The organism is Acidisoma sibiricum, assembly GCF_057837225.1.
Map to the genome: position 1 here is coordinate 2034546 of NZ_CM174445.1, position 24414 is coordinate 2058959.

The 24414-nt window shown below is 65.2% G+C and carries 24 protein-coding genes; 13 read left to right on the forward strand and 11 right to left on the reverse strand.

Going from position 1 to position 24414, the window contains the following annotated elements; genetic code table 11:
• Position 1: 1 nt before the first annotated feature.
• From ydiK to AC3G7M_RS09670, 3 genes are all read left to right on the forward strand, one after another.
• Positions 2-1246, forward strand: coding sequence for an AI-2E family transporter YdiK (ydiK, locus tag AC3G7M_RS09660; RefSeq protein ID WP_489211576.1), 1245 nt, complete (start codon positions 2-4; stop codon positions 1244-1246).
• A 228-nt stretch (positions 1247-1474) separates the two neighbouring features.
• Entirely contained in the window at positions 1475-1963 is a 489-nt protein-coding gene (locus AC3G7M_RS09665; protein WP_489211577.1) for a hypothetical protein, read from the forward strand.
• 127 nt (positions 1964-2090) lie between these two features.
• A complete protein-coding gene (locus AC3G7M_RS09670; RefSeq protein WP_489211578.1) occupies positions 2091-3533 on the forward strand; it encodes a hypothetical protein in 1443 nt (480 codons plus the stop codon).
• Here the strand turns inward: AC3G7M_RS09670 and AC3G7M_RS09675 are convergent.
• From AC3G7M_RS09675 to AC3G7M_RS09685, 3 genes are all read right to left on the reverse strand, one after another.
• A complete protein-coding gene (locus tag AC3G7M_RS09675) occupies positions 3530-5404 on the reverse strand; it encodes a monovalent cation:proton antiporter-2 (CPA2) family protein (protein WP_489211579.1) in 1875 nt (624 codons plus the stop codon). The two genes, AC3G7M_RS09670 and AC3G7M_RS09675, sit on opposite strands and share 4 nt — an antisense overlap.
• A complete protein-coding gene (locus tag AC3G7M_RS09680; RefSeq protein ID WP_489211580.1) occupies positions 5401-6057 on the reverse strand; it encodes an NAD(P)H-dependent oxidoreductase in 657 nt (218 codons plus the stop codon). The genes AC3G7M_RS09675 and AC3G7M_RS09680 overlap by 4 nt, the downstream gene beginning before the upstream one ends.
• A 76-nt stretch (positions 6058-6133) precedes the next feature.
• A complete protein-coding gene (locus AC3G7M_RS09685) occupies positions 6134-6712 on the reverse strand; it encodes a YqaA family protein (protein WP_489211581.1) in 579 nt (192 codons plus the stop codon).
• Positions 6713-6822: 110 nt separating this feature from the next.
• Between AC3G7M_RS09685 and AC3G7M_RS09690 the strand changes: the two genes are divergently transcribed.
• The 3 genes from AC3G7M_RS09690 to AC3G7M_RS09700 all read left to right on the forward strand — a co-directional run bounded on the left by AC3G7M_RS09690 (position 6823) and on the right by AC3G7M_RS09700 (position 9811).
• Complete coding sequence (locus AC3G7M_RS09690) at positions 6823-7296, forward strand: hypothetical protein (protein WP_489211582.1); 474 nt, start codon at positions 6823-6825, stop codon at positions 7294-7296.
• 33 nt (positions 7297-7329) lie between these two features.
• The gene (locus tag AC3G7M_RS09695) at positions 7330-8286 is read left to right on the forward strand and encodes an SDR family oxidoreductase (RefSeq protein WP_489211583.1); all 957 of its coding nucleotides are present in this window, start codon (positions 7330-7332) and stop codon (positions 8284-8286) included.
• Positions 8287-8407: 121 nt separating this feature from the next.
• A complete protein-coding gene (locus AC3G7M_RS09700; protein WP_489211584.1) occupies positions 8408-9811 on the forward strand; it encodes a sensor domain-containing diguanylate cyclase in 1404 nt (467 codons plus the stop codon).
• A gap of 20 nt (positions 9812-9831) precedes the next feature.
• Here the strand turns inward: AC3G7M_RS09700 and AC3G7M_RS09705 are convergent, their stop codons facing one another.
• Genes AC3G7M_RS09705 through AC3G7M_RS09715 form a run of 3 tightly spaced genes read right to left on the reverse strand, consistent with a single transcriptional unit; the run spans position 9832 to position 12841 of the window.
• Positions 9832-10680: an SDR family NAD(P)-dependent oxidoreductase gene (locus tag AC3G7M_RS09705; protein ID WP_489211585.1), complete on the reverse strand. Its 849-nt coding sequence runs from the start codon at positions 10678-10680 to the stop codon at positions 9832-9834.
• Positions 10677-11651: an ornithine carbamoyltransferase gene (argF, locus tag AC3G7M_RS09710; protein WP_489211586.1), complete on the reverse strand. Its 975-nt coding sequence runs from the start codon at positions 11649-11651 to the stop codon at positions 10677-10679. The genes AC3G7M_RS09705 and argF overlap by 4 nt, the downstream gene beginning before the upstream one ends.
• Positions 11648-12841, reverse strand: coding sequence for an aspartate aminotransferase family protein (locus tag AC3G7M_RS09715; protein ID WP_489211587.1), 1194 nt, complete (start codon positions 12839-12841; stop codon positions 11648-11650). The genes argF and AC3G7M_RS09715 overlap by 4 nt, the downstream gene beginning before the upstream one ends.
• Before the next feature lie 83 nt (positions 12842-12924).
• On the opposite strand from AC3G7M_RS09715, the gene AC3G7M_RS09720 reads away from it, so the two are divergent.
• Entirely contained in the window at positions 12925-13524 is a 600-nt protein-coding gene (locus tag AC3G7M_RS09720) for a RecX family transcriptional regulator (RefSeq protein WP_489211588.1), read from the forward strand.
• A gap of 24 nt (positions 13525-13548) precedes the next feature.
• Here the strand turns inward: AC3G7M_RS09720 and AC3G7M_RS09725 are convergent, their stop codons facing one another.
• Both AC3G7M_RS09725 and AC3G7M_RS09730 read right to left on the reverse strand, forming a co-directional pair.
• Entirely contained in the window at positions 13549-14532 is a 984-nt protein-coding gene (locus AC3G7M_RS09725; RefSeq protein ID WP_489211589.1) for a 2-hydroxyacid dehydrogenase, read from the reverse strand.
• 33 nt (positions 14533-14565) lie between these two features.
• Positions 14566-15915: an MFS transporter gene (locus tag AC3G7M_RS09730; RefSeq protein ID WP_489211590.1), complete on the reverse strand. Its 1350-nt coding sequence runs from the start codon at positions 15913-15915 to the stop codon at positions 14566-14568.
• A gap of 252 nt (positions 15916-16167) precedes the next feature.
• Between AC3G7M_RS09730 and AC3G7M_RS09735 the strand changes: the two genes are divergently transcribed.
• The gene (locus AC3G7M_RS09735; protein ID WP_489211591.1) at positions 16168-16974 is read left to right on the forward strand and encodes an FkbM family methyltransferase; all 807 of its coding nucleotides are present in this window, start codon (positions 16168-16170) and stop codon (positions 16972-16974) included.
• A gap of 24 nt (positions 16975-16998) precedes the next feature.
• Here AC3G7M_RS09735 and AC3G7M_RS09740 read toward each other — a convergent pair whose 3' ends face one another.
• Positions 16999-18090: a sensor histidine kinase gene (locus AC3G7M_RS09740; protein WP_489211592.1), complete on the reverse strand. Its 1092-nt coding sequence runs from the start codon at positions 18088-18090 to the stop codon at positions 16999-17001.
• A 91-nt stretch (positions 18091-18181) separates the two neighbouring features.
• On the reverse strand, positions 18182-18406 hold the full coding sequence (locus tag AC3G7M_RS09745) for a hypothetical protein (RefSeq protein ID WP_489211593.1): 225 nt from the start codon (positions 18404-18406) through the stop codon (positions 18182-18184).
• 110 nt (positions 18407-18516) lie between these two features.
• Here AC3G7M_RS09745 and AC3G7M_RS09750 point away from each other — a divergent pair, with 110 nt between their 5' ends.
• The 3 genes from AC3G7M_RS09750 to mobA are packed head-to-tail and all read left to right on the forward strand — an operon-like array spanning position 18517 to position 22059.
• Positions 18517-20814 carry an FdhF/YdeP family oxidoreductase gene (locus AC3G7M_RS09750; RefSeq protein WP_489211594.1) on the forward strand — a complete coding sequence of 766 codons (2298 nt, stop codon included), beginning with the start codon at positions 18517-18519 and terminating at the stop codon, positions 20812-20814.
• 53 nt (positions 20815-20867) lie between these two features.
• Positions 20868-21368, forward strand: a complete 501-nt coding sequence (gene mobB, locus AC3G7M_RS09755) for a molybdopterin-guanine dinucleotide biosynthesis protein B (RefSeq protein WP_489211595.1) — start codon at positions 20868-20870, stop codon at positions 21366-21368.
• A complete protein-coding gene (mobA, locus tag AC3G7M_RS09760) occupies positions 21352-22059 on the forward strand; it encodes a molybdenum cofactor guanylyltransferase MobA (protein WP_489211596.1) in 708 nt (235 codons plus the stop codon). The genes mobB and mobA overlap by 17 nt, the downstream gene beginning before the upstream one ends.
• Here mobA and fdhD read toward each other — a convergent pair.
• The gene (fdhD, locus tag AC3G7M_RS09765) at positions 21943-22806 is read right to left on the reverse strand and encodes a formate dehydrogenase accessory sulfurtransferase FdhD (RefSeq protein ID WP_489211597.1); all 864 of its coding nucleotides are present in this window, start codon (positions 22804-22806) and stop codon (positions 21943-21945) included. The two genes, mobA and fdhD, sit on opposite strands and share 117 nt — an antisense overlap.
• Between fdhD and fzlA the strand changes: the two genes are divergently transcribed.
• Both fzlA and AC3G7M_RS09775 read left to right on the forward strand, forming a co-directional pair.
• A complete protein-coding gene (fzlA, locus tag AC3G7M_RS09770) occupies positions 22805-23473 on the forward strand; it encodes an FtsZ-binding protein FzlA (RefSeq protein WP_489211598.1) in 669 nt (222 codons plus the stop codon). The genes fdhD and fzlA overlap by 2 nt on opposite strands.
• Positions 23474-23481: 8 nt before the next feature.
• Positions 23482-24363 (forward strand): NAD-dependent epimerase/dehydratase family protein, encoded by an 882-nt coding sequence (locus AC3G7M_RS09775; RefSeq protein ID WP_489211599.1) that lies wholly within the window; start codon positions 23482-23484, stop codon positions 24361-24363.
• Positions 24364-24414 lie beyond the last annotated feature (51 nt).

Genomic DNA, 24414 nt, shown 5'->3' on the forward strand with positions numbered 1-24414 from the left:
GATGACCATGCTGTCCCCGCCGCCGTCTGTGCCCGCGCGTCAGGCGGCGGCATCTGGTCCGGTGCGGCCGCCTTTGTCGCCGGGGCGGGCTGATCCCACCCGCCTGATGATGATGCTCTTCTTCATCGGCGGCATGACGCTCTGCTCCATCTGGGTCATGCAGCCCTTCCTGCCGGCCAGCATCTGGGCCGCGACCATCGTGGTCGCGGTCTGGCCGCTCGTGCTGCGGCTGCAGAAGCTGCTCTGGGGCAGCCGGGGCCTGGCAGTCGCGGTGATGACCGTCATTGTCCTCGTGCTCTTCGTGGTGCCGTTCTGGCTCGCGGTCACCACGATCCTCAACCATATCGACGCGCTGGTCGGCCTTGCCCATGCCGCCGTCGCCTTCCGTCTGCCGGCGCCGCCCCATTGGGCGGGTGAGATCCCCATCATCGGCGACAAGCTTGATGAGATCTGGGGCAAATTCCAGGGTGAGGGGCTGAGCACGGTCCTGCCCACGACGACGCCCTATATCGGCTCCGCCGCGCAGTGGATTCTGGGCTCCATCGGCAGTTTCGGCCGCCTGCTGCTGCAATTCATCCTGACGACGGTGATCGTCGCCATCATGAGCACCCATGGCGAGGCCGGGGCCAATCTTGCGACCCAGTTCGGCTATCGCCTGGGCGGTGACCGGGGCGAGCAGATGGTGGTGCTCGCCGGGCGCGCCATCCGCGCCGTCGCCCTCGGCGTCATGGTCACCTCGCTGGTGGATGCCTTCGTCGGCGGCATCGGCCTCGTCATCGCCGGCGTACCGCTGGCGACGCTGCTGACCGCCGTCATGTTCATCTGCTGCGTTGCCCAGGTCGGGCCCGGCCTCGTGCTCATCCCGGCCGATATCTGGATGTTCGTCTCCGGCCAGTACGTCATGGGCGGCGTGCTGCTGGTGGTGACGATCATCGCCATCGCCATCGACAATCTCATGCGGCCGCTGCTGATCCGCAAAGAGGCCAATCTGCCCATGCTGCTGGTGCTGGTGGGCGTGCTAGGCGGGTTGGCCGCCTTCGGCCTGATCGGGCTGTTCATTGGTCCCGCGGTGCTGGCCGTCAGCTACACCATGCTGCGCGCCTGGATCGCTGAGGAAGCCCGGCCCGGCGCGCCCGCTCTGCCGCCCGACCCGCTGGCGGTGCAGCCCGATCCCGCGATCGATCCGGTGACGCCGTCTGATCGTCATGGCCCTCAGGATGCCCTTGGTGATCCCCGGCTGGGCTGAGCGATTTTTTAATGGATCGTAAATTCTTCCAGAGTGTCATCGATATGGCGTTTTAACGCCGATCTTCCTCATCATGCGCGTGTCTCAGGAAAGACCCAGAGACAGACTGGCTCTTTCGGCTAACGCGTAGGATGAGCATTGATGATGTTAAGATACAGAATGCCCGCCCGGCATCAGCCCGGCGGTCCACGCCCTCCGGCGGGAAGACGTCCCGCGACGGAGGCCTTCTTGTCGGCCGATGTCGGTTTGCAGGCCAATGGAATGCCCTTGAGCGTTCTGTCGATGCTGGCGCGGCAGGATATCGACCCGTGGGATGAGACGGCGCACCTGTCCAAAATACCGAGGGGCGAGGCGGTGGCACGCCTGAGCAGCAGGATAGCAGCGGCCTCGGTCGTACAGCCTGACCGGCGGTCGGTGGCTCTCCATGCCTCTGATCTCATCGCGCTGCTGCCCAGCTTTGCCGGGGTCTCGCAGACCGCGGCCCAACCTTTGGCCGCAGACGCGGCCGAGGCGCCTGAAAGATCGCATCCGTCCAGCCCATCGATCCATGCCCTGAACCGTCGTGCACTCCACCGCCGCCTGCTGCTTGTCGCGGTAGCTGCCGTCATCGTGACGGCAATGGCCTTCGTCGTTCCGCCGGCGAATGTCCGGCCGGCCGGAAGCGCTGTGGCGACGGGCGCGCCGAGCGCCTCGTCCTTCCAGCCTCATCATTTCTAGGTATTGACCGGTCTTATCGCACCCGCTGGCCTGGCCGCGGGTGCGACCGGGGATGCATCAGGCCCGGCGCCGCGCCAAACCCTGGCTGTGTGCTGCCTCACATCGTCAGCGTATCGGACATGAGATCATGATCAATACGGAGCTGTGCTTCGCCATCCCAACCTATCGGCTGCGCGATGTCGGAGAGACAATCAAAACCTATGACGAGAACTTTCATCGCAACGGTCACACGGTCCCCATCATAGTATTCGATGATTCATCGATCGCCAATCATGACAAATACTATTCAAATCTTGAGAATATCCGCACGCACAATGAGCTTTTCTATGTTGGCCCGCAGGAGAAGGAGCAGCTCATCGCCTATATCTGCCGCCGGCTACGGGACAAAAAGCTTGACGTTCTGGTCCGCAATCTTTTCCGTCCCAGTTACGGCGGCAATCGTAACTTCAGTCTCATGTACAGCCTCGGTGATCACATCGTCAGCGCGGATGACGACATGCGCCCTTATGGGCTGATCGAGGATAGCCCCGAATCGCTCGGTGAGCATGAAATCTGTCGCGGCAAGTTGTTGCCGCGCGGCGTCAACGGACATACGCGCAAATCCTTCGACGTGATCCAATCCTTCAAGGATGTTTTGGGCAAGGTCAGCCACGAAGCTCCCGGAAACTACGAGCAGGGCACGCTTCTGGTCGATACCAATGTCGATCTGGAATCGAATCTGTCTCTCAGTCTGTCGCGGGAAAATTCGCTGCTGCTGGAAACGGGCAAGGTGCCGCGGAAAGCGATCATCAAAATGGGCCAGACTTTCCGCACCGGCACCAATGATATCGATGCGGTCGACTATATCGATATGTTTCTGGAAGATCACAGCGAGGTGGATTCGGAATCGCTGAACGACACCTATGTGCTCGTAAATTTTCGTCCCTGCGTGACGGTGCGGAACTGGCGGATGGATTGCGGCGTCGCGGGCTACGATAATACGCACGGTCTGCCGCCATTCTTCCCGACCCGCCTGCGTTTCGAGGACTACATCTATCGCTTGTGGATTCAGCAACCCCAATTCACGGCCGCGCATGTGGACTCGGTACAGACGCACATCAAAAGCAACTACATGCGCAATCCGTTGGCCTCAGAAGCCTTCAACGAGGCCATATGCGGTCTTCTGAAGCGAAAGATCCGCGAAAGCGTATCGAAGCTCGATGAACTGACGATCGCCTTTGATTACGACGGCGCCGTCAGCCTTCAGGATTCCAAGGAAATACTTGATCAGGCCTGCGCACTGCACGCCCGTATCATCGCGGCCAAGCAGAGTGCCCGGTCGGAGGAGAGGGTGCAGGCACTCGGCCTTTTCGCGGCAACCTTCGCGCGGGCCTTCTACGATTTCGAGCCGGACTTCTTTCAGCAGAATGTCAGCCGCATCGTCAGCGATGAAGTGGGACGGATACGGTCATCACTCGAAATCTGGCCGACCCTTTTGGAAATCGTCTATTTCCAAAAGAACTGCCGCATGCTGCCCCTGCGCCATGTCAGAAACAGGGAGCGGCCGGCGCAGGGCAAGGCCGCTGCCTAATCCCCTGCCTTCTTGCCGCGGATCGCGGCCAGCTCGGCCGCGCGGCCCTGATTGTCCCAGGCGATATCGACATCGTCCAGGTCGCTGCCCTGGCGCTCGGCCAGCAGCAGCTTCTCCAGCGTCATCGCGCTTTGGCGGGACGCGAGCACGAACCCTTCCTCGTCGCCATAGATCGGCCGCAGCTTGTGGAAGAACCGCTTGTCCTGGCGGCGGAAGATGGCGGTGGCGCGATGGGCCTGATGCGGATGCACGCCAAGCTTGATCAGCGCGGTGCGGCCCAGGGCCAGCGACCCCTCGAAGGTCTCGCGCTCCACCTCGTCCGCGCCCTGGTCCAGCAGTTCATAGGCGGCGCGGCGGTCCCAGGCGCGGGCCAGGATGCGCAGGTCGGGGAAGGCGTGGCGCGCGGCGGCCACCAGCTCCAGCGCCTTTTCGCGGTCGTCGATCGCCACGATCAGCAGCTTCGCGCGGTCGGCCCCCGCCGCCTGCAGCAGCTCGATGCGCGACGCGTCGCCATATTGCACGCGCTGCCCGAAGCGGCGCAGCAGCTCGATCTGGCTGGTACTGATATCGAGGATGGAGGTTTTGAAGCCATTGCCGCGGATCAGGCGTCCGGCGATCTGGCCGAAGCGGCCATAGCCCGCGATGATGACGTCGGGGTCGGCATCGAAGCTGGGCGCGTCCGGCACCGGCCCGTCCGCGCGTTCGGGCCGCGTCATCAGCCGCTCATGCGCCAGGAAAGCGAGCGGCGTGAAGACCATGGACATCGCGACCACCGCATTGAGCAGCGCGCCGATGTCATGCGGCAGGACATGGGCGGTGACGATGAAGCCCGTCAGGACGAAGGCGAATTCGCCGCCCTGGCACAGCGAAACACCAACCATGCGGGCATCCGCGCGCGGCATATGGAACAGCTGCGCGATCCGCGTCATGGCTTCCGCCTTGATCGCCATCAGCCCCACCGTCAGGCCCAGCACCAGGAAGGGGTGGCGGGCCACCAGTCCGAAATCCAGGCTCGCGCCGACGGTGATGAAAAACAGGCCGAGCAGGATGCCGCGGAAGGGCTCGATATCGGCCTCCAGCTCGCGGCGAAACTCATTCTCTGCCAGCATCACGCCGGCCAGAAAGGCGCCGAGCGCCGGCGAGACGCCGACCAGTTCCATCAGAGCGGTCACGGCGAAGACCAGCAGCAGAGCGGTGGCGGTAAAGGTCTCACGCAGGCGGGACTGGGCGATGAAGCGGAAGATCGGGCCGGTCAGGTAGCGGCCGGTCGCGATGATAACGGCGACCGCCCCCAGAACGGCGGCGCCATGCACCCAGCCGTGCAGCCCCTTGGTTTCTTCGACCGCGCCATGGGCATTGCCCAGCAGCGGCAGCAGCACCAGCAGCGGGATGACGGCCAGATCCTGAAACAGCAGGACGCCGAAGGCGGCCGTGCCCACCGCACCCCGGCGCAGGCCCTTTTCGTCCAGCGTCTGCAGCACGATGGCGGTGGAAGACATCGCCAGCACCGCGCCCACGGCAATCGCCTGCTGCCAGGGCAGGCCGAAGATCATGGCCGCGACAGCCAGACAGGCGCCGATGCCCAGCAGCTGGGCCAGGCCCAGGCCGAAAATCGCTGCCCGCATGGTCCAGAGCAGCGCGGGCCGCACCTCCAGCCCGATCAGGAACAGCAGGATGACGACGCCGAATTCGGCGAAGCCCATGACATCGGCCTGGTCGCCGACCAGATGCAGCGCAAAGGGCCCGATCACCGCGCCGGCGATCAGATAGCCGAGCACCGAGCCCAGGCCCGCGCGCTTGGCGATGGGCACGGCGATGACGCTGGCGGCCAGATAGACCAGCGCCTGGATCAGAACGGTATTGGTATTCATGGACTATTCGCCGCCATCAGGGCCGAGAGCCGGGCGTCATAGGCCGCGGCAGCCCGGTCGCGTTCCTCAGCAGCCATATGGATGGCGTCGTGGGTGATGAAGGGCTCAGCCCAGATCAGGCCGCACAGATGCGCGGTCGCTTCCAGCGGGCGCAGCAGCTCCGGCATGGTGAAGCGGTTGTAGCCCTGGGCGTGATAGGCGTCCGGCTCGCCGCCCGTGCTGGCCGCGACCAGCAGGGTCTTGCCGTGCAGCTGGTCGCCGCCCTGACCGAAGGCGAAGCCATGCAGCAGCACGGCGTCGCACCATTCCTTCAGCAAGGAAGGCGTCGAATACCAGTAAAAGGGAAATTGCAGCACGATCAGCCGGTGGGCGAGCAGCTTCTTCTGCTCCGCCTCCACGTCGATCAGGAAATCCGGGTAATGCCGGTAGAGGTCATGCGCTGTCACGTCGGCGCGCGCGCGGGCGGCGGCGAACAGCGCGGCATTGACGCGCGACCGCTGCAGCGCCGGGTGTGACAGCAGCACCAGCGCGGCCCGGCCGGATGCGCCCGCGGCGCCGGGCGCGCCCGGCGTCTCCACCAGCTCCAGCTTGCGCGGCCCCGGCTGCGCGGGGCCTTTGCGGCCGGTCAGGGTCTTGAGGAAGCCAAGCGCCACAGGCTGCAGCCCTTTCCATAGGATGATCCGCCATCGTGACGGGGCGAGCGGTTCAGGAGAAGAGCGCCCTAAGCCTTCAGAGGTAAAGCAGGATCAGAAACCCGCCGATCACGCCGGCCGCCAGCAGGCTGGTCACCAGCATCAGACGCTTTTCGATGAAATCGCGCGCCGGCTCGCCGGCAAAGCGCATGATCGCGCCGACCAGAAAGAATCGCCCGCCGCGGGTGATCAGGCTCGCCGCCATGAAAGCCCAGAAATTGAACTTCGCGGCCCCGGCGGCGATGGTCACGATCTTGTAGGGGATCGGCGTCAGCCCTTTGATCAGAATCACGTAAAGCCCATAGCGGGCGAACTTGTCCTGAAAGGTCTGATAGGCGTGGTCCATGTGATAAAAATGGATGAGGGGCTGCGCCAGCGTATCGAAGACGGCATAGCCGATCAGATAGCCCAGCGCACCTCCGGCCACGCTCGCGATCGTGCAGATCAGGGCATAAAGCCAGACCCGGCGCGGCTTTGCCAGGCCCATGGCGACCAGCAGCGGGTCGGGTGGAATGGGAAAGAAGCTTGCCTCGGCGAAGGCGACGGCTGCCAGGAACCAGGCGGCATGGCGGTGTCCCGCGAGCGCGATGACCCGGTCATAGAGGCGCTTGAGCATTGCGGCAGATTCCATCGTCGGTGAGGGTGGGGACTTGCCATGGTCGCGGCGGCCCTTCAATGGATCGCCTGGATTTTGGTTCGTCGCGAGAAACGCCTGTGAGGATTGCCATGAAGCTGAAGCCCCTGCGCCCTGTCGTGACCGCCCTTGTGGCGGGCGTTCTGCTGGCGCAAGCCGTCCCTGTTCGCCCGGCCGCCGCCCAGGGCGCGCCGCCCCATGCCTGGCTCTTCGGCATGTGGGCCGGTGGCCTCTATCCGGCGCCGGCCAATATGACCCCGGCCCAATGCCAGGCCCAGGCGACCTTTGTCGTGACCCAGGACGCAGTTATTCATAGCACCCTGACCCATCAGACGGCGATCCAGAACCTCATCGCCAGTGTCCGCGGCACGCCCAACGGCACGATTTTCCTGCTCGCCCCCACCGACACCAAGCCGGATAATACCGGCGGCATGGCGGACGACCTTGGCTTTGGCTGCCCGCAGGACAATGTCCTGCGGGTCGTCCGGGTGGGTCCGAATGCGATCGCCTTCCCGGACTGCAAAGGCTTCCCGAGCCCGCTGGTGCGCTGCGCCCCGCCGGGCTGATCGGACAGCAGGGCAGACCAGGGACAAAACACCATGCCGCAGCAGGATCTGGTCTCAGCCCCTGTCGTGATCATCACCGGCGGCTCCTCCGGCATCGGCCGCTGCACGGCCGGCGTCTTCGCCCACCAGGGCTGGCGCGTCGGGCTGATCGCGCGCGGGGAAGCGGGCCTCGCCGCGGCGGCGGCGGAGGTCAGGACAGCGGGTGCGATGGTCGCCGTCGCGGTCGCCGACGTCACCGACAGCACGGCTCTGGACAGGGCCGCGTCCCATCTGGAAGACGCTCTCGGGCCGGTCACGGCCTGGGTCAACGCCGCCGGCAACGGCGTCTATGGCCGCTTTACGGAGGTGCCGGAGGCAGAGTTCCGCCAGGTCACCGAAGTCACCTATCTCGGCACCGTCAATGGCACGCGCACCGCACTCGCCCTCATGCGGCCGCGCAACGCGGGCGCCATCGTCAATGTCTGTTCCGGCGTCGTCTTCCATGGCCTGCCGCTGATGACCTCCTATTCCGGGGCCAAGGCAGCGGTGCGCGCCTTCGGCCAGGCGCTCAGGATCGAGCTTTTGTTCGAGAAAAGCCGGGTCCGCGTCTCGACCGTGTTTCCGCCTGCCGTGAACACGCCGTTCTTTGCCCATGCCATCAGCCATATGGGCTGGCCGGCGCGGCCGGTGCCTCCGGTCTATCAGCCCGATGTCATCGCCCGCGGCATCTTCTTTGCGGCGCGCACGGGCCGGCCGGAAATGACGATCAGCGGCACCGTCGCCTGTTTCGCGCTGCTCAGCCGTATCGCGCCGGTCTGGACCGGTGCCGTCATCCGCCGTCTGGGTGTCGATGGCCATCTGGTCCGCGACGCGACGGTCGCCGATCAGTCCGGGCCCACGGTCTTCGCGCCCTCCGATCATGCCTCCTGCGTGCATGGTGTTTTCGGCGCGCGCGCCCGGCGCCGCAGCCTGCAGATGACCTTGCGTCGTTTTTTAGGCGGAATAGTTTGAATATTCGTCGTCCAGCGACGAATGATACCGGCCCTAAGTCCGAATAACTAAGGAAATGGTTTAAATTATCTGAAAAGTTCTCTAACTTCGAGCGTGGTTTCTGAAACCAGCGCGAGGCGAGATGGATTCGGATACAGGCGCGAGCCGTTTTACGGGTCCCGACACGCAGGCCATTGTCGATGCTTTGCCGGCCATGATCGCCTATTGGCGGCGTGACCTTATCTGCCTGCATGCCAATGACAGCTATCTCGCCTGGTTCGGCCGGGCGCGACACCAGGTCGTGGGGCACCATATCCGCGAGGTGATCGGCGAAGGTCCGTTCAGTTTGAACTGGCCCTATCTTTGCGGCGTGCTAGACGGAAACCCGCAGTTTTTCGAGCGCCAGCTCACCAAGCCGAATGGCGAGATCGCCATCGCCACGGCCAATTACATCCCGGATTTCGATTCAGACCATAAAGTCCGCGGCTTCTATGCGCTGGTCGAAGACATCACCCCGCTGCGCCGGGTCGAGCAGAAGCTGCGGCAGAGCGAGGCGGAACTGCGCGTGCTGCTATCCGAAAGCCGGGAGGCGCTGGCCTGGCAGAGCCTGGCCGAGCAGGTCGCCCATGTCGGCCATTGGCGATACAATCTGCAGGATCGAGTTCTTGTTTGGTCATCTGAAGTATTCCGTATCCATGGCCTAAGTCCTGAGGATTATGCGCCCGACATTGAAAGCGCGATCAACCTTTATCACCCGGATGACAGGCAGCGTGTCACCGATCTCTTCGGCCAGTCTTTGCGGCCGGGGCAGGAGTTTGAATTCGACGGCCGTATCGTCCGCCGCGACGGATGTATCCGCAACGTACGCTCGCGCGGCATGGTCACGGCCGATGAGGGAGGCCGGCCCAAGTCGGTCTTCGGCGTCTTCATGGACATGACGGACCAGATAGAGACCGAACGTGCGCTGCGCGAGGCGAATGAGCGTTTGGGGAAGCTCATCCATCACGACGCGCTGACAGGGCTTTCCAACCGCCGCCGGTTTGACGCCTTGCTGGACCAGGCATGGAGGGACGCGGCGGCCGCGGGCACGCCGCTCTCCCTGGTCATGCTCGATGTCGATTTTTTCAAGGTGTTTAACGACTGCTACGGCCATCAGGCGGGGGATGACTGCCTGCGTGCCGTGGGCGCCGCCATCGCGGCCATTCCGCTGTCCCCCGGTTCCGAAGCCGCCCGCTACGGCGGAGAGGAATTCGCGGTGCTCCTGCTCGGCGGGGATGAGGGTTTCGCGCTGACCTTCGCAGAGCAGGTTCGCGGCACGATTGAGGCTCTGGGCCTGCGCCATGCCGGCAATCCCGATAACGGCCAGCTTGTCACCGCCAGCCTCGGCGTCGCCACGGCCTGGCCGCACCGCGGCGGCACGGTCGCTGACCTGGTCAAGGTGTCTGACATGCGGCTGTACGAGGCTAAGCGCTGCGGTCGCAATCGCGTTGTCAGCGCAAGCGAGAGCGAACAGGCGATGCCTGCCGCGGTTGCGGCAATACCCTAGCGCCCTGAGGCTGAGCGGGTTTAGCCCAAAAGCCGCTCGACCGCCGCTTCCACCCGCGCCACCAGTGCCGCATCGAAAACAAGCCGGTTCGGCGCTGCTGCCTGCCGGCGCTTCAGATACAGCTCCGTCTTGCCCGCCATCTCGGGGGAGAGGCAGGCATAGAGCGGCGTCTCCGCGCCCTGCTCGGGTGTCAGCGCAAAACGGCCCATCAGCCGCCACACGAATTCGTCGACACCGCCATGGCGCACGATGCCGGTCGCGACCAGGCCGGGATGAACGACATTGAGCGTCACGCCCAGGGGCGCAAGCCGCGCGGCCCAAAGTCGGCTCATCATCAGCAGTGCCAGTTTCGAGCGCGCATAGGCGCGGCTCATGCGCCAGGCCCGTGTCAGCTCCAGATTGTCCGGGTCGATCCGCGCCCGGTCCGATGTCGACGACCCGATCATGACGATGCGGGATGGTGCGGCCGCAGTCAGGGCGGGCAGCAGCGCGCGCGTCAGCGCAAGGGGCGACAGCAGGTTGGTGGCCAGCGTCATTTCCTGCCCTTCCGCCGTGACCTGCCGCTCGCGGCTGAGAAGTCCGGCATTGTTGACAAGGAGTGAGATCCGCGGATGCGCCGCCAGAATGGCCACGGCCGCCGCGCGGGTTTGGTGCAGAGAGGAGAGATCGGCCACGACGATGTCGATCGCGGCACCAGGCACGGCGGTCGCAATCCAGTCCCGCGTAGCCCCCGCGCGGGCCGGACTGCGGGCGATCAGGCTCAGCGAATAGCCAGCCTGGGCGAGACCCCGCGCAATCCACATGCCGATGCCGCTGGTCGCTCCGGTGACGACGGCATGGCCGACGCGCGCCGGGGCCAGGCCTATCATGCGGTGCCGTCGGCCTCGAACACCCAGGCGAGCACGCCCTTCTGGGCATGCAGACGGTTTTCCGCCTCCTGGAAGACGACGGATTGCGGACCGTCGATCACCGCCGCCTCCACTTCCTCGCCGCGATGGGCGGGCAGGCAATGCATGAAGATCGCGTCGGGCGCCGCCTCCGCCATCAGCCTGGTCGTCACCTGATAGCGTGCCAGCATATTGTGGCGGCTCTCGCCCTCGGGGTCGGACATGCTGACCCAGGTATCGGTAATCACGCAGCGCGCGTCCCGCACCGCGTCGCGCGGGTCCCGCACCACCTCGACCTTGGCACCCTCGGCTTGCGCCCAGGCCAGAATCGCGGCCGGCGGCTCCAGCTCGGCCGGGCAGGCCAGGCGCAGCGTGAAGTTGAACCGCGCCGCCGCCTCGATCCAGCTGCGCGCGACATTGTTGCCGTCACCGACCCAGGCGATCGTCTGCCCGGCAATCGGCCCGCGCAGCTCCTCGAAGGTCAGGATATCGGCCATGATCTGGCAGGGGTGAGACGCTTCGGTGAGGCCGTTGATCACCGGCACGGTGGCGAATTGCGCCAGTTCATGCAGGTTCGACGCGCGGTCCGTGCGCAGCATGATGGCGTCCACGTAGCGGGACAGCACGCGCGCTGTGTCGGCGATGGTCTCGCCCCGGCCCAGCTGCATCTCATGCCCCAGCAGCACCACCGGGTCGCCGCCCATTTCGCGGATCGCGACCTCGAAACTCACCCGCGTGCGCGTGCTGGGCTTGCCGAAGATCAGCGCCACGGATTTGCCGGTCAGCGGCCGGGCATGGTCGCGGCGATGCGCCTTGCAGACCTCGGCTGTGGCCAGGATATCGCGCAGCGTCGCCGCGTCCAGATCGCGGATATCGAGAAAATGGCGCGGGCGCTTTGCGTCGTCGGGTGTGGCCACAGAGACCTCGTTCAAATCGTCGGTCACGTCCTTCATTGTGCGGCCACCCTTGTCTCGGCCAAATCGGTTACGGCACGCCGCAGCAGGCTGACGGCTGCCAGGCAATCCTCGGGCGTGATGATCAGCGGCGGCACCAGGCGCACCACATTGTCGCCGGCGGCCACCACCATCAGCCCCTGTTCCAGGCAGGCCGCCTGCAGGGCGGAATTGGTGACGCTGCCAAGCTTGAGCCCGATCAGCAGGCCGCGGCCGCGAATATCCTCGATCACATGCGGGAATTCGGCGGCCAGCTTGGCAAGCTCCGCGCGCAGCAGCGTGCTGCGCTCGGTCACCTGATCCAGGAAACCGGGGGCCAGCAGCACATCCAGCACGGCATTGCCGGCCGCACAGGCCAGCGGATTGCCGCCGAAGGTCGTGCCATGGGTGCCGGGCCGCATATTGCGGGCGACCGCCTCGGTCGCGAGCACGGCGCCGATCGGAAAGCCGCCGCCCAGACCCTTGGCCAGTGCCATCACGTCCGGCGTCACGTCAGACCATTCATAGGCGAACAGCTTGCCAGTGCGGCCCATGCCGGTCTGGATTTCGTCCAGGCCGAGCAGCAGGCCGAATTCGTCGGCGGCCGCGCGCAGCCCCGGCAGGAAGTCGGGGCTCGCCGAGCGGATGCCGCCTTCGCCCTGGATCGGCTCCACCATGATGCCGGCCGTCTCGGGCGTAATGGCATCGCGCAGCGCGTTCAGATTATTGAAGGGCACATGGTCGAACCCGTCCACCGCCGGGCCGAAGCCCTTGATATAGGACGGGTTTCCGGTCGCCGAAATCATCGCCAGCGTGCGGCCGTGAAACGCGCCGTCGAAGCAAATGATGCGCCAGCGCTCAGGGTGGCCGTTCTCCGCATGGTATTTGCGGATCATCTTGACCATGCCCTCATTCGCTTCCGCACCGGAATTGCAGAAGAAGGCGCTGTCGCCGAAACTATGCGCGATCAGCCGGGCCGCGAGCGTCTCCGCCTGCGGCACCCGGTATAGGTTGGAGACGTGCATCACCCGCGCCGCCTGTTCGGCGATCGCGCCGGTCAGGTGCGGATGGCCATGGCCGAGCGAGGAGCTGGCGATGCCACCGCCGAAATCGAGGAATCGTCGCCCGTCGGTCGAATACAGCCATGCGCCTTCGCCCCGCTCGAAAGCGAGGTCGGCGCGGTTGTAGTTCGGCATCAGGGCGGAGATCATAGTGGCCTTCCAGTCAAGGAAAGCAGTGATGTATGAGATCGACGGCGGGTCGCGTCAATGAATGAGGATAAAGCATCACACAGATGACGCAGGCAAAAACCGCACGTCTCGATGAGGCGGCCCTGCGGGAGGCGGCCTTGGCCTATACCGCCCGCTATGGCGGCACCGCAGCCTCCCTCACGCGGGCGCTCGACCGCCGCATCCGCCGCTGGGCCGATGCGCTGCTCGCCGTCGAAGGGGCCGATCGGGAAGCTATCGCGGGTCAAGCGGCGCTTCTCCGCCAGCAGGCCCGAAAGGTCGTGGCACAGCTGACCGATCTGGGCGCCGTGAACGATCAGGCGTTCGCGGAAAGCCGTGCGCGCCGGCTGCGCCGCGCCGGCCGGTCACGCCGCGCGGTGCTCGCCCATCTCGCGGCCAAGGGTGTGGATGCCGAGAAGGCCGGGGCTGCCGTGCCTGAGGATGAGGCGGCCGAACTCGCCGCCGCTCTGGCTTTCGCCCGCCGGCGCCGGGTCGGGCCTTTCGCCGCAACCGAGGATGACCTGCCGCCCGAGGCAGAGGCGCGCGTCCTGGCTGCCTTCGGCCGTGCGGGCTTCAGCGGGGCCGTCGCCCGCCGCATCCTCGCCTTCGCGCGGGAGGAGGCGGAAGAGGTTCTGCTCGCCGGGAAGCGGGCAGGGGCGGCCTAGCGCACAGGCCGCACCCCTATGGTGTCACAGCGCGAAGCGGGGGTGCCCGGTCTTCTCGAAGGTGGCGATATTGTCGATGGTTGTCTCGGCAATCGCGGCAAGGGCCTCCCGCGTGAAAAAGGCCTGATGGCCGGTCACCAGCACGTTCGGAAAGGTCAAAAGCCGCTCGAAGACGTCGTCACGGATGATGGTGTCTGACTTGTCCTCAAAAAACAGGCTGGCTTCTTCCTCATAGACGTCAAGGCCGAGATGGCCGATCAGGCCGCTCTTCAAAGCCTCGGTGACAGCGGCGGTATCGACGATGCCGCCGCGGCTCGTATTGATGAGCATGGCACCATGCTTCATCCGTCCGATGGACTGTGCATTGATCAGGTGATGCGTCTCTGGCGTCAGCGGGCAGTGCAGCGTCACGATATCGGACTGCGCCAGCAGGTCATCGATGGTGGCATAGGTGACGCCCATGGCGGCACAGGCCGGATTTGGCTGCACATCGTAGGCCAGAACTTTGCAGCCGAAGCCGAGCAGGATCTTCGCCACTGCCGCGCCGATCCGGCCGGTGCCGATGATGCCGGCGGTGCTGCCATGCAGGTTGAAGCCCAGCAATCCGTCGAGGGCGAAATTCCCCTCCCGCACGCGCGCATAGGCGCGGTGGATGTTGCGGTCGAGCGACAGGATGAGGGCGACGGCATGTTCGGCAACGGCTTCCGGTGAATAAGCCGGCACCCGCGCCACGGCGATGCCCAGGCGTTTCGCGGCAACCAGGTCCACATTGTTGAAGCCGGCCGCGCGCAGGCTGACGAGACCGATATTGAGCGCGCTCAATTTCGCAAGCGCTTCGGCATCGGCTTGGTCGTTGACAAAGATGCAGACGGCGCCGGAACCCTTCGCCAGGATCGCGGTCTCGGCCGTCAGGCGCACATCCTGATAGTGCAGGCTGTGCCCGGCGCCCGCGGCCGCATCCAGAAATGTGCGGTCATAGGGCTTGGTACTGAAAACAGTCACGTCCATGCTCGTGCTCCATCGGTGCAGATCGCGCGCCGTTCAGGCATGCGCCAGGGTTGCGCTCACACCGGGCTTGGTCTTGCGGGCGGTGCCTGTTTCGCGAAGAAAGACGCTGAGGATTATGGCCAGGATGACGCCGCCGACCAGCGGCATGAAGGCCATCTGAAACTGATGCAGGCTCAGCGGTGCATTCAGCGAGGGCACCATCAGCCTCGCGATGAAGGGCGACATGATGCCGGTGGTGACGAAGACCAGAAAGTTCATCGCCCCCGCCGCCGTTCCTTTGACCTCGGCCAGATTGACTTCCTTCATGATCGAGAAGGGGATCATCGCAGCACCCGATGAGATGCCGAGCACAAGCGCCACGGAATAGGTCGGAAAGGTGCCCACGGGCACATAGATCGCCGCCAGGCTCGCTGCCAGCATGATCAGCGCGCCGCCGATCAGCACAGGCTTGCGGCGGCCGATCTTGTCGGAAATGTAGCCCAGCAGCGGGCAGCCGATGACCCAGCCGATCGGCACCATCGACGCATCCGAGGCGGCGGCTGCCATCGTCATATGCTCGCCGGCGTGTAGGAAGGAGGTCGCCCAGACCAGCGCGCCGATCGTGGTCGGCAGAAACAGCAACCCGCCCACAATGCCCGCAAGCCAGCTCTGGATATTGCCGAAGACGACCCTGAACGGATGCAGAATGGCGGTAACCGACAGGGGGCCATGATGGGTTGCGCTGTCGCCGCTCTGGCGGGGCATGATCAGCCAAACCGCCACGGCCAGGATGAATCCTGCAATCGCGAAGGCAACCCAGACCGATTGCCAGGGAAAATGGAACGGCCCGGCGGGGTCGATCGCCATCTGCACCGGCTTTGATCCGAAGGCCGCCCCCGCCATGCCCAGGCACTGGGTCAGGCCGATGAAGAGTGCCAGCATGCGCTGGGGCAGATAGCGCGCCGCGACATAAGATGAGCCGATGAAAGCGAAAATCGCGCCCAGCGCCTGCAGCACATAGCCAATCATCCCGGCTGCCGCACTGCCCTGTGCGAAGATCAGGCAACCAATGCCGACGACGACGATGCCCGCGGGAATTGTCCACCGCGCGCCGTAGCGATCCAGCAATACGCCGGCGACCAGCGCCATGACGGCATAGGCGACATAATAGGCCGAGACGATGGCACCGATATGGTTGCCGCCCCACGCCGTGGTCAATTCCTGCTGCATAATGCCGGGCGCGGAGCGAACGGCATATTGGAAGAAGTAGAATATGGCGCAGAGCAGCCAGGCCACGAAGAAAAGCGGCTTCAGGTCAAGCGGTGGCGGGGGACTCGCGCTCGCCTCAGGCGTTGTCTCGCGATGGGGCAGGCCGGCTTTCGGCGGCAGACTGATATTGGCCATGATGATCCACCGGCAGCGTGATGCGGCATCCAATGGCTATCAGCCTGCCGAAATAGCGGCCACCGTCGGAATATACCTAGGGTCTGTCAGCCTTTGATTGAAGCAGTTTATGCCGTCTTGCCCGGCCTTATGCCGGGGACCTACCCGTGCGGCGCCCACGGTCTGCGTGCGAATTGACCTCGCCGCCTCTGGCGGAGATTGATACCGTCACCAAATGACCTGTCACATCATATCGAGGACGCACCGCTACCCATGACCTTCCGTCCCGTGACCGAGCCGCTGGAGGCCGGCATTGCCCGCCAGCGCGGCGTGTTCGAGGCGCTGGCGCTCCTCACGCCCCATGATCTGCCGGGCGAGCAGAAAATCCGCATCGGCGGACCGGGGGACGGCGGCTATGTCATCGTCGATCGCCTCCGGCCCGGCCAGCCGGTGATGAGTTTCGGCGTCGGCCCCTCGGTCGCCTTCGATCGGGATCTGGCGGACCGCGGCCATCCTGTCCTGCTCTTCGATCACACCATCGCCCGTCTGCCGGAGGATCATCCCGGCTTCACTTGGTTCGCGGAAGGCGTCGCGGCTTCGGCCGACCCGTCGTCCGGGCTTTTTACGCTGGCCGAACACATGGCAAAGCTGCCGTCGGGGGCTGACGCGCCGATCCTGAAAATGGATGTCGAAGGGGCGGAGTGGGCGGTGCTGACCGAAACCTCCATCGCGCTCCTGCGGCGGTTCGAGCAGATCGTGCTCGAACTGCATCACCTGCCGCAACTGGATGAGCCGCATTTCCGGGGTATGGCCTGGCGGGCGCTAGCCTCGCTCTCCTCGGCCTTTACCCTCTGTCACGTCCACGCCAATAACTTCGGCGCCATCGCGACCGTCAGCGGCTTCCCGGTGCCCGAGACTTTGGAAGTCACCTATATCCGCAGCGATCTCGTGCAGGCGGCCCCGTCCATGACCTATTATCCGACGCCGCTCGACACCGGCAATTGCCTGGACTGGCCGGATCTGCCGCTGTGGTTCTATCCCTTCGCGCCGACGGCGGTGAAGCCCAGCTTTCCCTGGTAGGATGCCGGCAGCACCGCGGGCAGATCAGCCCGCGGCTGCGGGCGTCGCATGGGCCCGCTTGAAGGTAATGGTCACGCGCATGCCTTGATCGGGGCCGGAGGTAATTTCCACCTTGGCCCGCGCATTTTCTTTCAGAGACTGCATGATCGCGTAGCTCAGCTTGCCGGGTTGTGGCCAGCTTGCACCTTCGGCAAGGCCGATGCCATCATCGGCGATGGTGATGATGCAGCCGTGCTCGTCGGTCAGGCTGTGCAACGTGATCGTGCCCCCTTCGCGCCCGGCAAAGGCGTGTTTCAGGGAGTTCGTCAGCAGCTCGTTGACGACCAGACCCGTCGGCATCGCGACATTGACCGAGACCGGATAGGTATCGACCGTCATGTTCAGGCGGATGCCGCTGCTTCCCTGCGACTGCAGCACCGCCGCGGAGATCTGGTTGAGATAGATGCCAAGGTCTATTTCCTGGCTGTCGGCCTGGTCGGACAGAAGACTGTACAGAAGCTGGATCGCCTCGATGCGCCCAGCCAGGCGCTCGAAAGCATCCGTGTCGGGATTATGCCGGGCATTGCGCGCCTCGATGCGGATCAGCGCCATGATCATCTGCAGGTTGTTCTTCACCCGGTGCTGCACCTCGCGCAGCAGAACGTCCTTCTCCTGCAGCTGCTTGGCGAGCGAATCCGGCTCATCGTCCTGATGGGCGGTGACATCGACCAGCGCGGCCAGGCGAAAGGCGGGCTTGCCGTCCTCATCTTCGATCAGGTTGGAATAGGCGTCGATCACCACAGCCTCGTCGCCGCGGGCAATTCGGAAGGTGCCGACGCAGTCGCTGTCGCTCTCAATCGCCTGGCCAAGGCCGTGGTCATGGTCCACCGCCTGCCCCAAAGTGCCGATGACCGACCAGGGATGATCGACCAGACCCGCGATATCCCGCCCGGTCAGCCGCTCGAATTGGGGATTGGCATAGACGATCCGCTCGGCCTGATGCATGGCGCTGATGGCGATAGCAATCGGGATCTGATCCAGAAAATGCCGAAAATGCTCGCTTTCAAGCGCTTGGGCGAGATCGGGGGTCGAGAGCAGCGTCTCAACTTTCTGGGCGTCGGGCGCGGCAAAGGCCATCAGTCTGAGACTTCACTAACGCAGAATTGCAACTTCCGGTGTACCATAGCAGAAAATGAAAGCCGTAGGAGATATCGCTTGGCCACAGGCATCAGCGGCGGAATGCCGCGATGGTCAGGCCCAGCACAAGCCCGGCGGCGCCGGCAATCGCCAATGCCTTCACAGGCTCGGCCCGAACCTCCTCACGCAGATCTTCCAGCGCGACCTCGACAGTGCCGGCGGCATTCATGGCGCAGGGGATGACGTGATGATCGACGAAGCGCCGCGCGCCCTCCCAGGTGAGGCCATTCTCGTTCAGCCAGGGGCAGGAGGTCATGGGTCGCTCCATCTCGTCGTTCACAACTCCGCATAATCGGCTTTCCCGCGTGTTGCCGCAAGCGAGGCGCGCGCCATCTGCGGGACAGGCAGATCACCGGGACGCCCGTCATGGATACAAAACCCTCCTTCAAACCCTATAACCGGCCCGCCGGCGGCTGGGGTTCCGCGCAATCCGTGCAAAATATTCTGCGGCGGGAAGGCGCGCCGGTCAGCACGGCCCTCGCGCTGGCCCTGCAGAACAAGCCGGACGGCTTTCAATGCGTCAGCTGCGCCTGGATCAAGCCGGCTGACACCTTGCCGCTCGAATTCTGTGAGAACGGCGCCAAAGCCACTGCCTGGGACATCACCACGCGCCGCGCCCGGCCGGATTTTTTCGCGAAAAATACGGTCGCGTCGCTCAGGGCCTGGACCGACTACGATCTGGAGCAGGTCGGCCGCCTGACCCGCCCGCTGCGCTACGATCCGGCGCAGGACCGCTACCGCGAAGTCTCCTGGGATTTGGCCTTCGCTGAAATCGGGTCAGAGTTGCGCGCCATCGCCGACCGCAAACGCGCGGTCTTCTACAGTTCCGGCCGCACCTCGAATGAGGCGAGCTATCTCTACGGCCTCTTCGCGCGCCTCTACGGCAACAACAACCTGCCCGATAGTTCCAACATGTGTCACGAGACCACCTCGGTCGCCCTGCCGGCCAGTATCGGCGTGCCGATCGGCACCGTGAACATGGAGGATTTCGCTCAAACCGAGTGCATCTTCTTTTTCGGTCAGAATCCGGGCTCCAATGCCCCGCGCATGCTCCATCCTCTCCAGGATGCGGCCAAGCGCGGCTGCCCCATCATCACCTTCAATCCGCTGCGCGAGCGCGGCCTGGAAAGCTTCACCGATCCGCAATCGCCGCTGGAGATGCTGACCGGCCAGGAAACCCGCATCAGCAGCGCCTACCATCAGGTCAAGACCGGCGGCGATCTCGCGGCCATCACCGGCATCTGCAAAGCCCTGGTCGATCTGGACCAGGGTGGCGCGGGTGGCGCGATCGACCATGCCTTCCTGGCCGAGCATACCCATGGTTTCCAGACCTTTCTGGATTGGCTCGGCCGGCAGTCCTGGGACAGTATCGAGCTGCATTCCGGGCTGCCTCGCGCGGCGTTGCAGAGCACGGCCTCCACCTATGCGCAGACCAAATCGGCCATTGCGGTCTATGGTATGGGCCTGACGCAGCATCGCGCCGGCATTGAGACCGTGCGCATGCTGGTTAATCTTCTCCTCATGCGCGGCAATATCGGCAAGCCGGGTGCCGGCATCAGCCCCATTCGCGGCCATTCCAACGTCCAGGGCCAGCGCACCGTCGGCATCACCGAAAAGCCGGCTCTGGTGCCGATTGACAAGCTACGCGCCCAGTTCGGCTTCGAGCCGCCGCAGGAGGAAGGCCTCGCGACCGTCGATGCCTGCGAGGCAATCATCGCCCGCCGCATCGATGCCTTTGTCATGCTGGGCGGCAACTTCCTCCGCGCCATCCCGGATCGGGACCGCATGGAGGAGGCCTGGGGTGATATGCGGCTCACTGTCAGCATCGCGACCAAGCTCAACCGCAGTCATCTTTTCCCCGGGACAGTTAGCTACGTTCTGCCTGTGCTGAGCCGCATCGAGCGGGACCGGCGCGGCGGTGTCGATCAGCTGCTGTCGATCGAAGACACCTCCGCCCATATCCACGTCTCGCGCGGCATGCGGGCGCCGGCGTCCAAGCACCTCAAAAGCGAGGTCGAGATCGTCGGGCGCATTGCGCTGGCAACGCTGGACGCCAATCCGCGCGTCACCTGGCAGAGCTGGATGGATGACTACAGCCTCATCCGCAATGCGATCGCCGAAACCTATCCCGCGATATTCCATGACTATAACACGCGCATGATGGACCCCGCTGGGATCGAAAAGCCCATCGCGGCGCGCAAGCGCCAATGGAACACGCCCTCCGGCCGCGCAGAATTCGTGACGCCGGACGGGCTGGAGGAAGACGCCGATATGGTCACCGGCGGGGCTGACGTGCTGCGCATGATGACTCTCCGCAGCAACGACCAGTTCAACACCACCATCTACGGTTACGACGACCGGTTCCGCGGCATTCGCGGCACCCGCATGGTGGTGCTGATGCATGAGGATGATATCGCGCGCCTCGGCTTCACGGCAGGCGAGGTGGTGACCATCGAAACCGTCTCCAATGACGGGATCGGCCGGGCGATGAGCGGTTTCATCGTTACGCCCTATAACGTCCCGCCGGGCTGCATCGGCACCTATTATCCTGAGGCAAATGCCCTGGTGCCGCTCAATCATTTTGCCACCGGCTGCAAGACGCCGGCCTCCAAAAACGTGCCCGTGCGCCTGCGCCGCGTCTCACCCGCGCAGGCTGCGGCTTGAAGCGCACGGCCATGGGTGGCTGAATAAGCCCAGCGGCGAGGGCGGAGACGGGCGTGACCAGGGTTTTTGGCTTTGCGGGATGGAGCGGTGCCGGCAAGACAGTGCTCATCCGTCAGGTCATCGCGCACCTGATCGCCGATGGCCTCCGCGTCTCGACCATCAAGCATGCGCATCATGAGTTTGATATTGACCAGCCCGGCAAGGATTCCTGGGAGCATCGCCAAGCAGGTGCTTCCGAGGTGCTGATCGTCTCTGATCGCCGCTGGGCCCTGATGCATGAACTGCGCGGCGCACCCGAGCCCGGCCTCGCGGAGCTGATCGGCAAGCTCGCCCCGGCCGATCTGGTTCTGGTCGAAGGCTTCAAACGCACGGCCTTCCCCAAGATCGAAGTCTTCCGTGCGGCGAATGGCAAGCCGCCGCTGCATCCCGAGGATAGCAGCATCGTCGCCATCGCGTCCGACACGCTGTTTCCGGCGAGTGGCCGGCCGGTTCTGGCGCTGGACGATATCGCCGGCATCGCGGCATTCGCGCGGGATCATGCCAGACCGCTCTGACACAGCCGCCGTCATCCTGGCCGGCGGCCGCGGCCGCCGCATGGGCGGCGCGCTGAAAGCCATGTTGCCGCTCGGCGGCCAGCCTCTCCTGTCTCATGCGCTCGGCCGCCTCGGCCCTCAGGTCCGCGCCATCGCCGTCAGCGCCAATGATCCGGCAGTGGCCGTCGCCGCTGCGGGGCTGCCGCTGCTGGCGGACAGGCATGATGACCGGCGGGGGCCGCTGGCTGGCATTCTCGCAGGCATGGATTGGGCCATTGGCGAGGGCAGGGACCTCCGCTGGCTCGTGACTGTACCGGTCGATTGTCCCTTCCTGCCGGCCGATCTGGTGGCCGCACTGTGCGCGCAGGCCCACTCCGCGCACGCGCGCGTCGTCGTCGCCCGGTCAGGCGGCCATGCCCATCCCACTGCCGCACTCTGGGATCTGTCGCTTCGGGACGATCTCGCCCGTGTCGTGGCCGCGGGCGCAGACCTCTCCGTCCGCCGCTTCTATGAGGCGTATCCGCATCGCCTCTGCGACATTCCGGCCGGTCGCCCGGACCCCTTTTTCAACATCAACACCCCGGCCCACCTCGCTCTAGCCGAGGATGCGATCGCCGCCGGTGAAGACCTCGAACCCATCGTCCCGCGCGATGCCGATCAGCGTCAGGCCGATGGACTCGGCCTCCCGGATGGCGAGCCGGGTCGGGGCTGAAACGGCGGCCAGCACAGACACGCCCATCACCGCCGCCTTCTGGATCAGCTCGATGGAAATGCGACTGGTCATCACCAGCACGCCCTTGTCCGGCGCTTCGCCCATCTGCAGCAGCCCGCCCGCCAGCTTGTCGAGCGCATTATGCCGGCCGACATCCTCGCGGATGGCGACCAGTCCCGCCTCCGGCCGCCAGAAGGCGGCCGCATGCACGGCGCGGGTTTTCTGCGCCAGCGCCTGCGCCGGATACAGGCTCGCGACCGCCGCCATGATGTCTGTGGCGGACAGGGTAAGGTCGGATTGCACCGGCGGCAGGGGCCGCGTCGCTTCCTCCAGGCTTTCCAGCCCGCACAAGCCGCAGCCCATCGCGCCGGTCAGATGGCGGCGCCGGTGGTCCAGCGCGTCCATGCGCTCGGCCGCAATCCATAGCCGCAGCTCCACCGCACCGCGTGGCGCCGGCACGATCTCGACCTCCTCGATTTCCGAAGCGTCGGCGACGATCCGCTCATTCAGCGTGAAGCCCAGCGCGAAGTCGCGCAAATCGGCGGGAGTGGCCATCATCACCGCATGGGAGACGCGGTTATAGGTGATGGCGACCGGCGTCTCCTCGGGCAAGGCGCGCGTGCTGGGCACGAAGCCGGTCCCGCGCCAGACCAGCGTCCGGGCGTCTCCAAAAGGCATCGGTAAATCATGTCCTTCCAGGCTTTCGGCGCTGGCCCCGTCGGACGGAATGCGATAATCGGCAGGCATGCGACTGTTATATCATCTTCCGCACTCGCCTTTCTCCCGCAAAGTCCGTCTGGTGCTGGCGGAAAAGCGCTTGCCGTTCGAGCTGCGGGTTGAAAAGACCTGGGAACGCCGGTCGGAATTCCTCGAACTGAACCCTGCCGGTACGGTGCCGGTGCTGTCCGATGAAAACGGCCTCATCGTCTCCGAATCCGCCGCCATCTGCGAATATCTGGATGAGGCCTACCCCGATGTGCCGCTCATCGGCCGCACGCTGGCGGAGCGGGTCGAGGTACGGCGCCTGGTCTGCTGGTTCGATCTCAAATTCAACCATGACGTCACCCGCCATCTGCTGGGCGAGAAAATCATGAAGCGCATGGCCGGGCGCGGCCAGCCCGATACCGGGGCGCTGCGCGTCGGCTATGCCAATCTCAAAGGCCATCTCGAATATCTCGGCTATCTGGCGGAAAGCCGGAAATGGCTGGCGGGCGCCAATCTGTCGCTCGCGGATTTCGCCGCGGCCGCCCATCTCTCCTCGCTCGATTTTGCGGGTGAGGTGGATTGGTCGATTTCGGCCGCTGCGAAGGATTGGTATGCGCGCATCAAATCGCGGCCCAGCTTCCGGCCCATTCTGGCGGATCGCATGGCGGGCATCACGCCGCCGGCGCATTACGCCGATCTCGATTTCTGAGCGGCCCCATGTCCGCGTCCGCGCCCGGTCACGTGCTGATCTTCGGACTGGGCTATAGCGGCACGGCCATTGCGGCCGCCGCTGCTGCTGCCGGCTACCGCGTCACGGGCACCAGCCGCCGGGCCGATCTGCAGCCGCCTCCGGGTGTGGCGGTCGTGCCGTTCGATGCGGCCGCGGACGTGATCGCGACCGCGACCCATATCGTGCCGACGGCCGCGCCCGCCGAAGACGGCGACCCTGTCCTCGCGCGCTATCGCGCCGAGATCGCCGCGGCCCCCGCGCTGCGCTGGATCGGCTTCCTCTCCTCCACCGGCGTCTATGGTGACCGTGGCGGCGATTGGGTGGATGAGCGGAGCGAGCCGCGCCCGACGTCGCTGCGCGCCCGTGCCCGCCGTGCGGCCGAGGAAGACTGGGCGGCGCTTGGTGCAGCGCGCAGTGTGCCGGTCGATCTCATCCGCCTGGCCGGCATCTACGGACCGGGCCGCTCGGCCTTTGATGAGCTGCGCGCCGGTCGCGCGCGGCGGATCGACAAGCCGGGCCACGCCTTCGGCCGCATTCACCTCACCGATATCGCCGAAGGCACCCTGGCCGCGGCACAGCAGGCAGAGCATCTCAGCGGCCTGCGCGTGCTCAATTTCAATGACGATCTGCCGACCGAACCGGCCGAGGTTACGGCGGAGGCGGCGCGGCTTCTGGGGGTCGTGCCGCCCCCGCTGGTGCCGTTTGCGGACGTCGCGGCGGGCATGAGCGAGATGGGTCGCAGCTTCTGGGCGGAAAGCCGCCGCGTCTCCAGTGTCGCCACCCAGCAGGCGCTGGGGCGGCGCTGGCGCTACCCGACCTATCGTGAGGGTCTGGCCGCCATCCACGTCGCCGAGACCCATCAGAGCTGAACCCTTCTGCCAGTCCGTTTCCCTCACCGCCTGATGACAGAGCTGGCTGCC

Coding starts and splice junctions, on each gene's coding strand:
- ydiK (WP_489211576.1), top strand. CDS start 2: ATGACCATGCTGTCCCCGCCGCCGTCTGTGCCCGCGCGTCAGGCGGCG.
- AC3G7M_RS09670 (WP_489211578.1), top strand. CDS start 2,091: ATGATCAATACGGAGCTGTGCTTCGCCATCCCAACCTATCGGCTGCGC.
- AC3G7M_RS09675 (WP_489211579.1), bottom strand. CDS start 5,404: ATGAATACCAATACCGTTCTGATCCAGGCGCTGGTCTATCTGGCCGCC.
- AC3G7M_RS09685 (WP_489211581.1), bottom strand. CDS start 6,712: ATGCTCAAGCGCCTCTATGACCGGGTCATCGCGCTCGCGGGACACCGC.
- AC3G7M_RS09690 (WP_489211582.1), top strand. CDS start 6,823: ATGAAGCTGAAGCCCCTGCGCCCTGTCGTGACCGCCCTTGTGGCGGGC.
- AC3G7M_RS09695 (WP_489211583.1), top strand. CDS start 7,330: ATGCCGCAGCAGGATCTGGTCTCAGCCCCTGTCGTGATCATCACCGGC.
- AC3G7M_RS09700 (WP_489211584.1), top strand. CDS start 8,408: ATGGATTCGGATACAGGCGCGAGCCGTTTTACGGGTCCCGACACGCAG.
- AC3G7M_RS09705 (WP_489211585.1), bottom strand. CDS start 10,680: ATGATAGGCCTGGCCCCGGCGCGCGTCGGCCATGCCGTCGTCACCGGA.
- argF (WP_489211586.1), bottom strand. CDS start 11,651: ATGAAGGACGTGACCGACGATTTGAACGAGGTCTCTGTGGCCACACCC.
- AC3G7M_RS09715 (WP_489211587.1), bottom strand. CDS start 12,841: ATGATCTCCGCCCTGATGCCGAACTACAACCGCGCCGACCTCGCTTTC.
- AC3G7M_RS09720 (WP_489211588.1), top strand. CDS start 12,925: ATGACGCAGGCAAAAACCGCACGTCTCGATGAGGCGGCCCTGCGGGAG.
- AC3G7M_RS09725 (WP_489211589.1), bottom strand. CDS start 14,532: ATGGACGTGACTGTTTTCAGTACCAAGCCCTATGACCGCACATTTCTG.
- AC3G7M_RS09730 (WP_489211590.1), bottom strand. CDS start 15,915: ATGGCCAATATCAGTCTGCCGCCGAAAGCCGGCCTGCCCCATCGCGAG.
- AC3G7M_RS09735 (WP_489211591.1), top strand. CDS start 16,168: ATGACCTTCCGTCCCGTGACCGAGCCGCTGGAGGCCGGCATTGCCCGC.
- AC3G7M_RS09740 (WP_489211592.1), bottom strand. CDS start 18,090: ATGGCCTTTGCCGCGCCCGACGCCCAGAAAGTTGAGACGCTGCTCTCG.
- AC3G7M_RS09745 (WP_489211593.1), bottom strand. CDS start 18,406: ATGACCTCCTGCCCCTGGCTGAACGAGAATGGCCTCACCTGGGAGGGC.
- AC3G7M_RS09750 (WP_489211594.1), top strand. CDS start 18,517: ATGGATACAAAACCCTCCTTCAAACCCTATAACCGGCCCGCCGGCGGC.
- mobA (WP_489211596.1), top strand. CDS start 21,352: ATGCCAGACCGCTCTGACACAGCCGCCGTCATCCTGGCCGGCGGCCGC.
- fzlA (WP_489211598.1), top strand. CDS start 22,805: ATGCGACTGTTATATCATCTTCCGCACTCGCCTTTCTCCCGCAAAGTC.
- fdhD (WP_489211597.1), bottom strand. CDS start 22,806: ATGCCTGCCGATTATCGCATTCCGTCCGACGGGGCCAGCGCCGAAAGC.
- AC3G7M_RS09775 (WP_489211599.1), top strand. CDS start 23,482: ATGTCCGCGTCCGCGCCCGGTCACGTGCTGATCTTCGGACTGGGCTAT.